This is a genomic window from Mucilaginibacter ginsenosidivorans, from assembly GCF_007971025.1.
GTDB lineage: Bacteria > Bacteroidota > Bacteroidia > Sphingobacteriales > Sphingobacteriaceae > Mucilaginibacter > Mucilaginibacter ginsenosidivorans.
In genome coordinates this window covers 2,767,564-2,781,652 of record NZ_CP042436.1, presented here as the reverse complement: position 1 = coordinate 2,781,652, position 14,089 = coordinate 2,767,564, and the positions used below count along the sequence as shown (strand labels likewise).

The following is a 14,089-nucleotide window of genomic DNA, read 5'->3' as shown; positions in this document are numbered from 1 at the left end:
GATTAAGTGAAGTAGTTGATTGGGTTGATTAAGTTACCCCATTCAGTTCTGACTTATACAAGATAACTTAATCAACTTAGTCTAACTTAATCAATTTATTCAATTACCTATGAACAAACCGATCATATTTTCAGTAGACGACGACCCGCAGGTTTTGCGTGCCATAAGCCGCGACCTGAGAACACAGTACAATTCGGAATACAAGATCATCAGCACCACTTCGGCCAAGGAGGCCCTGGAGGCGCTGACAGATATAAAGAACAGCGGCGATACCGTCGCCATGTTTTTGGTCGACCAGCGCATGCCCGAGATGGAAGGTGTTGATTTTCTGCAAAAAGCCATACGAATTTATCCGGAGGCCAAACGGGTATTACTCACCGCTTACTCTGATACCGAGGCTGCCATAAAAGCCATTAATGTGGTGCAACTGGATTATTACCTGACCAAACCATGGAACCCGCCCGAGGAAAAATTATACCCCGTTATTTCGGATCTGCTGGACGACTGGCAAAGCCATTACACCCCCGATTTTAAAGGTATTAAATTAGTAGGTTATCAATTTTCACCCAAATCGCACGAGATAAAAGACTATCTCGCCGGTAACCTTATCCCCTACCGCTGGTACGATATTGAGACCAACCCCGATGCAAAAACCCTGGTTGAGGTGAACAATATGGGTACAGGCGACCTGCCGATGATCATTTTTGAAGATGGTAATTGCGCCTGCAAACCGACTATCAGGCAGATAGCGGAGAAAACCGGCTTGAGTCCGCAAATAACCAATGAAATATACGACGTGGTGATCATCGGGGCCGGCCCTGCAGGTTTGGCAGCGGCGGTTTACGGCTCATCAGAAGGGTTGAAGACGCTTTTGATAGAACGCCGTGCGCCGGGTGGGCAGGCAGGCACCAGTTCGCGCATCGAAAATTACCTGGGCTTTCCTGCGGGGCTTAGCGGCGCTGATCTTACACGCCGGGCCATAAGCCAGGCCACCAGGCTGGGCGCCGAGTTCCTGTCGCCACACTCCGTGAAGGAGATCAGGCAAAAAGACGGTTACAAAATGATCGTGTTGGATGACGGTCCCGAGATCGTGAGCCGTTCGGTGGTGATCACTACTGGGGTAGATTACCGGAAACTGGAAGTGAAAGGAGTTGAAAATTTCACCGGCGCCGGCGTTTACTACGGTGCAGCAACCACCGAAGCCAGCGCTTGCCGCGGGCAGGACGTATTTGTGATAGGCGGAGGTAATTCGGCGGGGCAGGCTGCCATGTATCTTTCTAAATTTGCCAATAAGGTACATATTATTATTCGCCGCGATGATCTTACAGCTACCATGTCGGCCTATCTCATCAACCAGATCGGCCAGACACCCAATATCGAAGTACTGCCGAATACCGAGATAATTGAAGCCAAAGGCAATAACTCGCTGCAGGAACTGGTTATCCTGAACACAAAAACGAAAGAACAAAAGAGCTACGACGCGGGGGCGCTCTATATTTTTATCGGCGCAAAACCTTACACCGACTGGATCCACCTGGACATTATTAAAAATGAAAAGGAGTTTATTGAAACCGGCCGCGATCTGCAAACTTACGAGTCGTTTAAAAAAATATGGAAATCAAAACGCGACCCATTCCTGCTCGAAACAAGTTGCGCCGGCATATTTGCCGCTGGCGATGTACGTGCCGGGGCAATGAACCGTGTTGCGTCGGCAGTGGGCGAAGGCTCGATGGCCATAAGTTTTGTACATAAATATTTGGCTGAAGTTTAATTTTAATTGGAAGATGCTGAAATGATGCGGCCCGGATCTTACTTTAGAATATTTGCCATTTGCACCTGGGCGCTTTTTCCGTTGGGAGCATCCGCGCAAATTGTGCTTAAGAATTCGAATTGGAAATCGGCGGCGGGTAATAGCAAACTTTACTTCGGCAATGATACACTTGTCATAAAAAGTGGGCCAGAGGGTAAGCACTCAAGCTACGCAACTTTCCGACAGAAAAACGACACGCTGATCATTTCTGATATCGCAAATAAAAACAACAAAGCGCTTTATCGGATCTTGTTTCAGAATAACGGCAGCCAGGTGACCCTGAATGCGTCTAAAAAAGGTATATTTTTCGGATCCGAATTGTTGAACGGTGTTTTCGCCAATATTCCCGATAATAACGGAGCCGCCCGTGATTGGCCTTACAAAGACGCTGCTTCAGATTCTGTTGCCGGCATCAGCCTTTATAAAACTTATCAATTGCTAAAAGGGAGAAAAGCCAAAACGGTAATCGTAGCTGTTATTGATAACGGTTTTGACATTAACCATGAAGATCTGAAAGATGTCATATGGACCAACAAAAAAGAAATTCCGGGTAACGGCATTGACGATGACCATAACGGTTATATTGACGATGTGCACGGCTGGAATTTCAGAAGTGACAAGAGCGGAAAAAGTATTCCACACGAACAGTCTGCCGCAACACAGATGTATGTTGTTTTCAGGGACAAATATGATAATGCAGATACGAGCAAGCTAGATCAGATTGAAAAGCAACAATGGCATTATTTTCATCAGGCTAAGGCTAAATACAACGAGATATTAAGCACAAGTAAGGATTCGGCAGACCTTGCCTATGCTTATAATATCAATTATCACTCAGCTGATCTCATCGGCGACAGCAAGTCAAACGATCGCTTTTATGGCAGTGGCCACATTGCTGCATCAGCGATATTGAGCCATGGAACGCACGTTGCAGGCATAATTGCGGCCAAAAGAAACAACGGCAAAGGAGTAGATGGTATAGCAGGTGATGTTTTGATAATGCCCGTAATTGCTACCACCGATATTGGTGATGAAAGGGATAAAGATATTGCTAACGCTATCCGTTATGCCGTGGATAACGGAGCTGCTATCATCAACATGAGCTTTTCAAAAAGATTTTCGCCCGATAAGGCACTGGTTGACGAAGCTGTACGGTATGCTGAAAAAAAACATGTGTTGATCATCCATGCAGCCGGCAATGATGGCAACAATATCGATACTACGAACTACTACCCGGTAGCGCATTACATCGACGGGAAAAAAGCGGTTAATTTCATCACTGTCGGGTGGAACCGCCCGCTGTTTAATTACAGGCTGGCGCATCCCTATTCAAATTATGGAAAATATAATGTCGATCTTTTCGCACCTGGCAGTGATATTTTTTCAACTGTTCCTGGCAACGGTTATGATTATAAATCCGGGTCGAGCATGTCGACCCCAACGGTTACCGGAGTTGCGGCACTGCTGCTTTCCTATTTCCCGGCATTGTCAACCGAACAGGTTAAGAAAATTCTGCTTGAATCATCCTCAAAACCTGCAACAATAGTTAACAGGCCCGATTCTAAGTCTCCTGTACCATTTAACAGTTTGTCGGTGACCGGAGGTATTGTAAATGCTTATACCGCTGTAAAAATGGCAATGACATTAGCCGGGAAAAAATAACTTATCTTAATATCATTTTAGTTTATAGCTTATGGACGACCAGATCTGCAAACACTTAAGTGCGATAAAAAAGTTAAAGCAACCCGAATATTATTTGTGCGATGAATGCATGAAGCATGGTGGCAACTGGGTACACCTGCGTACCTGCCAGGAATGCGGCGTAACGCTTTGCTGCGATAGCTCGCCATCAAAACACGCCTCAAAACATGCGCGCGAAACGGGGCACCCGGTGGTTATATCCGCCGAACCAGGCGAACGCTGGCTATGGTGTTATGTGGATGAGGAGATGGTAGAGTATTAAAAAAAACACCCATCCCGTCCGGCAGGATCATCCTGCCGGGCGGAAGGGTTTCCCTCACATTCATGTTTTTTATAGGCAGATCAGTGGCTTGTGCTCGGTACACCCATGTCAGCCATGATGTACTGCATTTGTATCGAGCTTTCAAGATCGTCAAAGGTGGAGGCGTCAGGTCCGGTGTGCAACCACGTTTCACCGTCCGCTTCGCCATATTCCACCTTCGCACCGTATCGCCACTGTATTAAATGATAGTTCCACGTTATAGTCGTTATTTTGGCGCCTTCGTCCAATAACCTTACAACTTCATCTTTGCTGGTTTTAACACCTTTCCCAAAACCGTTCGTAGCTGTATGGAGAAATACGTCTGTTATGCATTCATTCCCGTTGATTTTTTCCTTCCAGATACCCGATATGTAATAATCCCAATTTTCCATACTGCACATTTTTTTTAGATGTACAGCTAAGTTAGAACATTACAAAACATAAAAACACCGTGAAAAACACGGTATTTTTATGTAGGTATTCACCCTTTTTTTAAGCAGTGGCTTCGGCAGTTTCAAACACATTTTCATCTGCGCTCGGTCCATAACTGCCTGGTATGGGCACGTTTAATAACCTCAGGAACACCCCCAGCTGCGCCCGGTGATGCACGATCTGGCAAAACGACATCCTGATCACTTCAGCCTTGGTATCCACGCTGTATACCTGTTCGCCATTGCGCAATGTCCATAGTTTCTCAAGTTCAGTCTCGGTGGCACTTGCAAGACTTGCCCGCCCTTCGGCCAGGTTCTTTTCAAAATAAGCCAGCAGATCGGTAGTGTTGTTGATCACTGTCGGCTGGTAATCGCCCGACGCAAAATCAAGCTCGCTTGTTTCCAATACCATTTTTATCCAGCCGGGTAATTCGGCAACGTGTGCGGCTAAACGGCTAAGGGTCATACTTTTTGGGTGTGGCTGCCAATCATATTTGTCGTTGGGTACCACGGCCAGCATTTTGCGCGTTGTTACCGCTTCCTGGTCCATTTCTTTCAAAAGCATTTTAATGATGTCCATAATGTTGTGTTTTTAAGTTTGTGATCCAAAGAAACAAAGCGGTAATGACAGCAGTATGTCAGCAGGGTTTTGGAAATGAAACTCACTCCATCAGAAAAATCATTATGTTTATATGCCGAAACTTTTGATGATGAAGAGTCTTTATTTTCTTCTCGCTATAATTATATGCATATTTCTAAATCCGTCTTGTAATCAGAAAACAGCGATCACAAAAAAGGGCGATGAAAAATCTAAATGCAAGTTGATCATCTTTGAATTGATGTATGGAAGTTCAGGAAATGGCTTTACAAATACAAAACAAACACCCCAAATTAGCGCTGCTGTTTTGCTTGTTAACAATTCTGATGATACCTTAAAATTCACATATCTGCCGTGTAATCTTTCAAAGATATATCAGGTGGATAGCAAAAATTTAAAGCTTCGCGATACCGGGTTCGCTTGCGTAAATGAGCGTGTATGGAAAATTGTAATATCACCACATTCCTATTTTGATTTCATAGTAAATTTGGCTTATCGGAAGATTCCAGATACAACTTTTACTTTTAGGTTAGGTCTGAGCCTGCTGCCATGGAAAAGCGTTTACACCAATAGCCCACCTGATGATAAAACAATAGCAGGGGCGGATACAATCTGGTCAGGTACCCAGCAATTTAATGCTGATGAGAATAAAGAAATTGGTCAAAAAATACCCGAAGAGTACAAGAAAGAACTTCAGATCATATACCCGCCGCTTACAGCCTATCAACAAAAAGGATATGTATTAAACGTTATCACTGGAAAAATGGCCGGTCCGCGTGATACATCTGACCGGTGCCATAAAAAATGCAAATATTTATCAGTACCTATAAAACTTGAGAACAATACTAATGATACTTTGCAATATAAGGACATGACATGCGACTGGCAGCTCATCTATCAAACCGACAATTCAAACATCAGCATATTAACTGTATGTGGATGCGACGCCAATTTTGATGATTCATACCGAATAGCACCCGGTAAAGACAGTTTATTCTATATACCGGTATACTATGATAAAAAAATCGTCAAGCCTGGTACGCGCTTCCGTATAGGTATGACTTTATTAAAAACAAAAAGAGGACTAATTTTCGAGAATTTTCCCGGGTCGGTTGAACTGCTCAGAGATAATCCCCAATATAATATATGGACCAATGAGGTAACCATTCCCTAATGACCAATTCACCGCGTTTCGTATTACCTACAAAGACTATAAGTAATATAGTATTAAAATAATATTGTAACTTTATGATGCGTTTTATCGTTTCGGTGAGTAATTGTTAAGTGTACACCAAGTCCTTTAAAATCATGCGTTTATCAAAGTTAATGCAGGCAGTTGATTCGGTCATCAGCAGCACCATCCTATTTGTGTTTGGCGCGCGACCCGGCAAGCCCGCATCCCAACCGGCGTTTTTGACTTTGAGGCGACGCAGATAACAGGCGTTTTTATTTACCTTGTGAGCAATTACCCCGAAAGCAACCAATTGAGTGCGATAGATATGGATAAAGAATTTTATCAGCACATTTTAAACAAACAGCAGATCACCGGCGCGGTGCCGTCCAACAAAGAGATTGCGGGATGGGCATTGCAGGTTATTCGTTTGCTTTACCCCGAACAGTCTAAAAAGCTGTACACCTTCGTGCATCAGTTAGAAGCTGAATTTATGAAGCTGGAAAGCGAGCTTTGCGAACTGCTTGACGCCACCCGCGGAAAACAACACGACGAGAACCAGGAAATAGCCAGGAAATTTTTCACCGGCGTACCGGAACTATACCGGTTGCTCAATACAGACATACAGGCTACATTTGCCGGCGACCCGGCAGCCAAAAGTGAATTTGAGGTAATAAGGGCCTATCCCGGTTTCTATGCCATATCGTTTTACAGGCTTGCACATTTGCTTTACCAGTTAAATGTACCCCTGATACCGCGTATCCTGACCGAGTATGCACATTCCAAAACAGGTATAGACATACACCCTGCCGCCGAGATAAACGATCATTTTCATATCGACCATGGTACAGGTGTGGTAATAGGCGAAACCTGCAAAATTGGCCGCCATGTTAAAATATTCCAGGGTGTAACACTGGGTGCGCTTAGTGTCAGCAAAACTCCGGCGCATGCACAACGTCATCCTACGGTAGAGGATAACGTGGTGATCTACGCGGGGGCAACCATCCTTGGCGGCCGCACGGTTATAGGCGAAGGAAGCATCATTGGCGGTAATGTATGGCTAACCAAAAGCGTTCCGCCTTATTCAAAGGTGTATCATACGCACGAGGTTAGCCTGCTGAAGGAAAAAATTAAAGAATAACAATGGTTATTAGTTGATCGAGTTGGATCGGGTTGATTAAGTTCAATTCTTTTCATTGGCTTTAACTAGTATTCAACTCAATCAACCACTTAACTTAATCAACTTAACAACAAATGCCCGGCATAATCGACCTTATAGGGAACACTCCCATGGTGGAGCTGAAAAAACTCAACCCTAATCCGAACGTAACCATATACGCAAAACAGGAAGGCAACAATCCCGGCGGCAGCGTGAAAGACCGGGCTGCGCTGAATATGATACGGAGCGCCCTGGAACGTGGCGACATTAAAGCGGGCACAAAACTGATAGAGGCCACAAGCGGTAATACCGGCATAGCCCTGGCCATGATAGCCTGCCTGTACGACCTGGAGATAGAACTGGCGCTTCCCTCGAACTCGACCCGCGAACGTACGCTGGCCATGGAAGCCTTCGGCGCAAAGGTTACCTTGCTGGAAGGAATTGAAGCCTGCCGTGATTATGCCGAAGAAAAAGCCGCAACAGGTGAGTATTTTATCCTGAACCAATTCTCGAACCCCGACAATTACGCGGCACACGTTAAAACCACCGGCCCGGAGATATGGCGCGATACGGATGGCAAGATCACCCACTTTGTAAGTGCGATGGGCACTACGGGCACCATCATGGGTTGTTCAAGGTATTTTAAGCAGGTTAACCCCGATATACGTATCGTGGGGTGCCAGCCTACCGAAGGCTCATCCATACCAGGCATACGGCGATGGCCCGAGGCCTACCTGCCCAAAATATTCGACCCTGCAAGGGTGGACGAAGTAAGGGACGTTACGCAGGATGAAGCGACTGCAATGGCGCGTTTGCTGGCTAAAAAAGAAGGGATATTTGCTGGTATGAGCAGTGGTGGCGCGGCAGTGGCTGCTATAAAGCTTGCCGCCGAGTTAAAAGAAGGTGTTATCGTGTTTATTTGCTGTGACCGGGGCGACCGCTATTTGAGCAGCAACCTGTTCGGATAACTGAGTTATTAACATTCTGTCAGCCGAAACTGGCTTTTTTTATCATTATGTTGAAAAAAAATAATATAAAATAATAAAAAAATATTAGTCTGCTAACCCGATAGATTTTATATTTGTAACAGATTCATTATTATCAATCTAAAACACACACTCCGTTCTTTATGGTTTAATTATGAGTTCAGTTAATTATTGAGAAGAAGAGAGAAAGCCCCAAACTTTCTCTTTTTCATTTATTCAACCTAAATATTATTCGCAATAATACCCTCCCTGGCTTTGTGTGCGCAAACACCATTTTTAACCTTTTTTGGCAAATTCAATTTTAATCCAAATTTCTTACCGTATTCCTACAGATTAGTTCGCGATACTTGGATAAACCAGGATAAAAACAACTATGAAAAGGACAACATTATTATTCACCGCGATGACAACCTGCACTTACGCAGTTAACGCACAAGACCTGAAATCCAAAGATGTTCCGGCAATTGTGAAGGAAACATTGGCAAAAAAATACCCGCATGCGGCTAAAGTGAGCTGGGAAAAAGAAAAAGGCAATTATGAGGCCAACTGGGGAGGAAGATCGGGCGAGGATACATCTGTATTATTTACACCTAAAGGTGCATTTGTAGAAGAAGTGGATGCAATACCCGTGAGCCAGCTGCCTGCAAACATCCCTCATTTTGTTAAGGCCTACTATAAAGGCGCCAAAATAACTGAAGCGGGCAGAGTAACCGACGCTACCGGGAAAAAGATGTTTGAAGCTGAAATAAAAGGTAAGGACCTGTTGTTTGATGAAAGCGGTAAGTATATAAAGCAGGACTGAACTATCTGCGGAGTTTTGTCTCTATCAGGCGCTCTAATTGATCGAGAGCCTGATCGAGATAGCTTTTGTCGCCCGATATTTTTGACAGCGTGAAACCGCCTTCTATCATAGCTATCATCAACGAAGCAAAGCCGGTTGAGTTAACACTCTCCCTAAATTCGCCCTGCATTTTTCCCTGCTGTATGATCGCCGAAATGCTTTTGTGCCATCTGCCCAGGGCGTCGTTCACCCGTTCATTTAATTTCACATGGGTGTCATCAGCCTCGGAGCCTGCGTTAACTATCGGGCATCCGTTAGAAAGTACAGGGGATTGCAATCCGTCCCGGTAAACGTCCATAAATGCCTTAAGCTTGCCGCTTGCCGTCCGTTCCGATGCCTGCCGTATCCGCACCTGTTCGATCAGTGCCGACATGTTATAGTCAAACGCAGCAAGCGCCACTTCGTCCTTATCAGCAAAATTGCCGTAGATGGAGCCTTTTGTGAGGCCGGTGGCATCCGTCATATCGGTAAGCGAGGTGCCCGCATAACCCTTTTGATTAAACAGCGGGGCCGTTTTTTCCGTTATAAATTTCCTGGTACGCTCAGCTTTTCCCATACCCAAATATAATGAAAATACCTTTCGGTATTTTAGTCAAATTTACCGGGCATATTAGCCGGTAACTTATTTATCAGCCTGCAATTTTTCCAGCTTCTTTTTCGTCTCCTGGTTATCTTTCAGCTCCAGCGACTTCTTATAACTTTCAATAGCTTTATCCTTATCTTTCTGCGCGGTGTAATAATCGCCCATGCTGTCGTAGGCATTGGCACTTTCCGGGTAGTTATGGATATTCAGCGAAAACATGGAGAGCGCCTTATCCTTTGCCCCTTGCTGCATATAATAATATCCCAACTCATTTACAGTGCTTTCGGGCGGTAACATCGTATAACCCATCCGGCGCGACACATCCTGGTAATGTGCTGTAAGCGCCGGTAACGGGTCAATTTTACCATGTACATCACTCAATTGCGACTTCAGTTCATCTGGCATATTATAAAACCCAAAAAGGAAGTGAAACGCATCATATTCTGTGATCAAAGGCACCGAACCGTGATCGTCATCCTTATAATATTTGTATGAAAATTTCAAGCCATCAGCCGGGTTATCCTTGATAATATCCTTCAGGGCAATTATCGAACGGATATGATTTGTACGGCCCGAAGTGTCCAGCCTCACCTGCAAGGTATCCATCCCTGCCGGCATGGTATTGGCAATACCAAGAAACAGCGATTTACCGTCAAATTTCTTTTCTTTAAAAACGGCCCCGGCTTGCGTTAATAGCCTCTTTTTATCCCACCACATGCTGGGATCAATAGCAACATACGAAGTAAACATATCCGGGTGATTGATCACGATATTCATAACCGTTAGTCCGCCGAACGAATGACCGACCAGCACCTTATATGGCGCTACGGGGTAAGTTGATTCGATATGGGGCATTAGTTCCTTGTCGATGAAGGACACAAATTTCTCCCCTCCGCCAGATGTTTTGAAGTCTTTCTCGATATCACCGTCGGGTCCTAAAAGCGATTTTGTCGGTGTCAGGTCGCGCGTCCGGTCGGTGTTGGGTATACCTACGACGATCATTTCGGGACAAACGGTATTTCCGTTCACACTGCTCAACTGCTGTATCATGCCTACGACACTCGAAAAATGAGCATCACCGTCGAGCAGGTACAGCACGGGGTATTTCTTTTTAGGGTCACTGGCACCTGCGGGTACATATACCCATATCTTCCTGCTTTCCCCCAGTATTTTGGAGTAAACGCTGTCCGTTTTACCGATGGATATCTCATCTACTTTCAGCGGGCGGCTGCACGAAAAGAGTATTAACAACAATAACAGGAGTACAAGAGGATAAAACTTCATACGGCATCTAATTGGTTATGCTTAAAATTACTTAAATTAATAACAAAAGAAAAGAAACTGCTTTTGCTTTAAATTGTGACGCGTACAACAAAATATTGCCCGCAGTTGTTAACCTTTAAATAAACGGGTAAATATGGACAGTATAAGGAAAATGGTATCAACCATCAGGCTCGACCTCGATAACTTGTCGCAGGACGGCTTTCGCAAGCTTTTTACAAATGTGGACCAGGTAAGCGTAAAGAAAAGCGTGGACCGGCAAGGTATAGATAAATTCGTAGAACACTGTGCCCGCATGGCTGCAGTTAGCGGGGCCATCTCGGGCGGCGGCGGCATATTTACTGTCGCAGTGGGCATTCCGCTTGACCTGGTTAACCTGGTTACCCAGCAGATAAGGGTTACACTTGGAATAATCTATTATACCAGGGGCGCCTATGAGATCACGTTCGACGAATTTTTATCGTACATGGCTGCCGCGTTACAGGTTGAAGCCGGAATAGCGATAACAAAAAGCATATTGGAGCGCGGTTCGGAAAAAATGCTGCTGCGTATGGGAACCAAAACCGCCACACGGCTTATCCCGGTCATAGGCGGGGCCATTGGCGGCGCAACCAATTACCTGTTCATCAAGCGTATGGCAGATACAGTGAAACGCCTGCAGCCGCAATTTCAGACGCTAACCATCCATGTTGAATAGCTTGTTAAGACGGACGAATTTACTTTATAAGCAATGGAGGTTTTCCCGCCTTGCCGATTAGTCTTGCCTGCGCGAAGTGGCAAGTAAAATAATACCGCCTATAAACAATATACCACCGGGATACAACATCCAATCAAGCGACTGGCGCTTATCAGCCGATACCTGTAACGGACCGAAATCAACTACTTTCTCTTTCTTCTTATAAGTTACCACAGATAAAATCAGCATCGCTGCTCCTATTATTGTCAATATGGCGCCAAGTTTCCTGTTCATAAGGCCGTATGATTAAGAAGTTCATTACTAATATCTTATTAAATATTTACAAATGGAATTTTTAGCGCCCGGCATTTTTCGTTTATCAAAATTATTAACACAAATAAACCTGATACACTATGGCCAGTTAAAAACGTGCAAAACACTTGAAAAATACCGTGAAAACACGGGTTTTTTTATTGTTTTTTATAATTTATGTTTGAGGAACGTAACACTAAAGCCATGGCTACTTTTATACCGCGCACAAACAGGCACTCCATGAAGGCATCTGAATACTTTATAAAGCTATCTGCCGAGCTTGATTTGGAAAAGTATAAATTACAGAAATACAAAGAGTTGTTTATGCTTGCCAGTTTCCAGCTGATGCATGACGCAGATCTCGCTTATTATGATATATACACTAAGTGTTCAAAAAATGCTTCATCAAAAGATAGCTTATTAAGTTGCCTTGAACAGGAGGAGCAGCTCTCGTACAAAAATCCTGATTGTTTTGATAATAACACATACAGGCAAAGCCTTTTGAAAGTAGCATCCGAAATAAAACACCAGCTTGTCTCGGGATCGCTCGATTTCCTTTTTATGTAATTTGGCAGGCATAAGTGCCTTGCTGCAACCCCGTACGTTTGTTAATAAATTGTTACAAAATTTCCTCCGGGGTAGCACAAACAAATTGAGGGTTAATGTCATTATAATATAAATCTAACTTATTAACCTATGAACAAACACCTACTTATGAAAAAGCTTGTTATTATTGACGATGATCCGATCGATCACTTCGTAATGAAGCACGCCCTCAGGGGTAAAGATTATTTCGATACCACAACCTATACTATTTATGGTTCGCTCATTCTTGATTATATTGAAGAGAATCGTTCGGAACCCGAAAAACTGCCCGATGTGATCATTCTCGATCTCAATATGCCGATATTCAGCGGCTGGGATTTCCTTGAACGGTTTCAGCAAATGCAGGCGGGTATTCAAAAAAACATCAAGGTGTACGTCCTTTCATCGTCTATCAGACCAAGCGACAAGGAAAATGCGGAAAGATATCCATTCGTCAGATCTTTTATGTCGAAGCCATTAGAGCCTGCCATGATCGATAATATAGCGAACAAACAATATTCTAATTAACAGGTAACTTTCAAAAAAACCCTTCCATGACTATTTACCATGGTAGGGTTTTGTTATAATATAGCTCTACAGTCGTTTACTTTACATTGGCCGCGATACACAGCTCATTTGTTGTTGCTTCTGAATGTGGCTGATGAATGCGTTCTTTTGACGGTCCGCTTTCGGGTTTCACCACGATGTCCTTTGTGCCTTTGTCCTTGCGGTATTTGCTTAAATTAATGAGCAATACGCTTACCAGGATTACCACCAACCCACTTATCTGCATCAGGCTGATATGCTCGCGGGCAAACAACACGCCGAGTACCACTGCAATAACCGGGTTCACATATGCATAAGTGCTTACCTGGGTTGCAGGCCGAACCTGCAGCAGCCACACATAAGCGCTAAATGCGGCTATTGATCCGAATAGGATAAGATAAACTAATGCAAGCCAGGACTGTACCGGCACATTGGACAGGTTAAGTCCCGAAAATTCGTGATTCAACAGGCTTCCTGGTAAAAATACTATACCCGCTATGATCATTTGCCACGCTACATTCACTGCCGCCGATCCTTCGCTTGGATGGTGTTTTGAATATATCGACCCGGCCGACCATGAAATTGACCCGAAAATAAGCAGTACCATTGAAAATATCTTTACGCCCGAATTACTACTTCCAAACATGCCATCCAGTTGTTCGCCAAACAGCAGCAAAACGCCGATAAATCCAACAATAAGACCGATGACGGTGGATCTGCTCCTGAAGTTGATGCCCCAGTTCTGCCTGTCCAGCAATACAAACCATATAGGTGCGGCCGAGACCAGTATGGCAACCATGGCGCTTGGCAGCGTTTGTTCTACCCATATTACAACCCCGTTGCCCCCACCCAGCAATAGCAAACCCACAATAGCCGACGTAATGAGACTTTTGCGGATAAATATTTTCTCTCCCTTTATAATACACCAGGTAAGCATAATGATACCGGCTGTGAAGAATCGCATAGCACCCATAAAAAGCGGTGGGATACCTTGTATAGCCATGCGAATAAAAAAGTACGTTGAGCCCCAAACCAAGTACACCGTTGCGAAGGCAATGATGACCATTAAAGTTGAGGTCTGTTTGGTTTTGTTGAGTGTCATGATAGA

General features: G+C 44.3%; 16 protein-coding genes. 10 read left to right on the top strand and 6 right to left on the bottom strand.

The features are described from left to right. The first annotated feature begins 109 nt into the window (after positions 1-109). Genes FRZ54_RS24890 through FRZ54_RS12705 form a run of 3 tightly spaced genes read left to right on the top strand, consistent with a single transcriptional unit; the run spans position 110 to position 3,773 of the window. The gene (locus FRZ54_RS24890) at positions 110-1,771 is read left to right on the top strand and encodes a response regulator (RefSeq protein WP_147031976.1); all 1,662 of its coding nucleotides are present in this window, start codon (positions 110-112) and stop codon (positions 1,769-1,771) included. Positions 1,772-1,792: 21 nt separating this feature from the next. After that, positions 1,793-3,472 (top strand): S8 family serine peptidase, encoded by a 1,680-nt coding sequence (locus FRZ54_RS12710; RefSeq protein WP_147031975.1) that lies wholly within the window; start codon positions 1,793-1,795, stop codon positions 3,470-3,472. Positions 3,473-3,503: 31 nt separating this feature from the next. Next, on the top strand, positions 3,504-3,773 hold the full coding sequence (locus FRZ54_RS12705; protein ID WP_147031974.1) for a UBP-type zinc finger domain-containing protein: 270 nt from the start codon (positions 3,504-3,506) through the stop codon (positions 3,771-3,773). A gap of 80 nt (positions 3,774-3,853) precedes the next feature. Here FRZ54_RS12705 and FRZ54_RS12700 read toward each other — a convergent pair whose 3' ends face one another. Both FRZ54_RS12700 and FRZ54_RS12695 read right to left on the bottom strand, forming a co-directional pair. Beyond that, positions 3,854-4,204: a DUF3892 domain-containing protein gene (locus FRZ54_RS12700; protein ID WP_187359618.1), complete on the bottom strand. Its 351-nt coding sequence runs from the start codon at positions 4,202-4,204 to the stop codon at positions 3,854-3,856. Positions 4,205-4,304: 100 nt separating this feature from the next. Continuing rightward, the gene (locus FRZ54_RS12695) at positions 4,305-4,823 is read right to left on the bottom strand and encodes a DinB family protein (protein WP_147031972.1); all 519 of its coding nucleotides are present in this window, start codon (positions 4,821-4,823) and stop codon (positions 4,305-4,307) included. A 112-nt stretch (positions 4,824-4,935) separates the two neighbouring features. On the opposite strand from FRZ54_RS12695, the gene FRZ54_RS12690 reads away from it, so the two are divergent. From FRZ54_RS12690 to FRZ54_RS12675, 4 genes are all read left to right on the top strand, one after another. Continuing rightward, the gene (locus tag FRZ54_RS12690; protein ID WP_147031971.1) at positions 4,936-6,015 is read left to right on the top strand and encodes a hypothetical protein; all 1,080 of its coding nucleotides are present in this window, start codon (positions 4,936-4,938) and stop codon (positions 6,013-6,015) included. A gap of 325 nt (positions 6,016-6,340) precedes the next feature. Further along, positions 6,341-7,153 (top strand): serine O-acetyltransferase, encoded by an 813-nt coding sequence (locus tag FRZ54_RS12685; protein WP_147031970.1) that lies wholly within the window; start codon positions 6,341-6,343, stop codon positions 7,151-7,153. 113 nt (positions 7,154-7,266) lie between these two features. Continuing rightward, positions 7,267-8,139 carry a cysteine synthase CysM gene (cysM, locus tag FRZ54_RS12680; RefSeq protein ID WP_147031969.1) on the top strand — a complete coding sequence of 291 codons (873 nt, stop codon included), beginning with the start codon at positions 7,267-7,269 and terminating at the stop codon, positions 8,137-8,139. Between the two features lie 391 nt (positions 8,140-8,530). Continuing rightward, positions 8,531-8,959 carry a PepSY-like domain-containing protein gene (locus tag FRZ54_RS12675; RefSeq protein ID WP_147031968.1) on the top strand — a complete coding sequence of 143 codons (429 nt, stop codon included), beginning with the start codon at positions 8,531-8,533 and terminating at the stop codon, positions 8,957-8,959. 1 nt (position 8,960) lies between these two features. Here the strand turns inward: FRZ54_RS12675 and FRZ54_RS12670 are convergent, their stop codons facing one another. Together FRZ54_RS12670 and FRZ54_RS12665 are read right to left on the bottom strand one after the other, a co-directional pair. Further along, entirely contained in the window at positions 8,961-9,554 is a 594-nt protein-coding gene (locus FRZ54_RS12670; protein ID WP_147031967.1) for a TetR/AcrR family transcriptional regulator, read from the bottom strand. Positions 9,555-9,620: 66 nt separating this feature from the next. Then, positions 9,621-10,865 carry an alpha/beta hydrolase-fold protein gene (locus FRZ54_RS12665; RefSeq protein ID WP_147031966.1) on the bottom strand — a complete coding sequence of 415 codons (1,245 nt, stop codon included), beginning with the start codon at positions 10,863-10,865 and terminating at the stop codon, positions 9,621-9,623. A 133-nt stretch (positions 10,866-10,998) separates the two neighbouring features. Between FRZ54_RS12665 and FRZ54_RS12660 the strand changes: the two genes are divergently transcribed. Then, entirely contained in the window at positions 10,999-11,559 is a 561-nt protein-coding gene (locus tag FRZ54_RS12660) for a hypothetical protein (protein ID WP_147031965.1), read from the top strand. Between the two features lie 57 nt (positions 11,560-11,616). On the opposite strand, the gene FRZ54_RS12655 is transcribed toward FRZ54_RS12660, so the two are convergent. Beyond that, positions 11,617-11,832, bottom strand: coding sequence for a hypothetical protein (locus FRZ54_RS12655; RefSeq protein WP_147031964.1), 216 nt, complete (start codon positions 11,830-11,832; stop codon positions 11,617-11,619). A gap of 222 nt (positions 11,833-12,054) precedes the next feature. Between FRZ54_RS12655 and FRZ54_RS12650 the strand changes: the two genes are divergently transcribed. Both FRZ54_RS12650 and FRZ54_RS12645 read left to right on the top strand, forming a co-directional pair. Continuing rightward, positions 12,055-12,417 (top strand): hypothetical protein, encoded by a 363-nt coding sequence (locus tag FRZ54_RS12650; protein ID WP_147031963.1) that lies wholly within the window; start codon positions 12,055-12,057, stop codon positions 12,415-12,417. Positions 12,418-12,564: 147 nt separating this feature from the next. Next, positions 12,565-12,963, top strand: coding sequence for a response regulator (locus FRZ54_RS12645; protein ID WP_187359617.1), 399 nt, complete (start codon positions 12,565-12,567; stop codon positions 12,961-12,963). A 76-nt stretch (positions 12,964-13,039) separates the two neighbouring features. Here the strand turns inward: FRZ54_RS12645 and FRZ54_RS12640 are convergent, their stop codons facing one another. After that, on the bottom strand, positions 13,040-14,083 hold the full coding sequence (locus FRZ54_RS12640) for an EamA family transporter (RefSeq protein WP_228462466.1): 1,044 nt from the start codon (positions 14,081-14,083) through the stop codon (positions 13,040-13,042). Positions 14,084-14,089 lie beyond the last annotated feature (6 nt).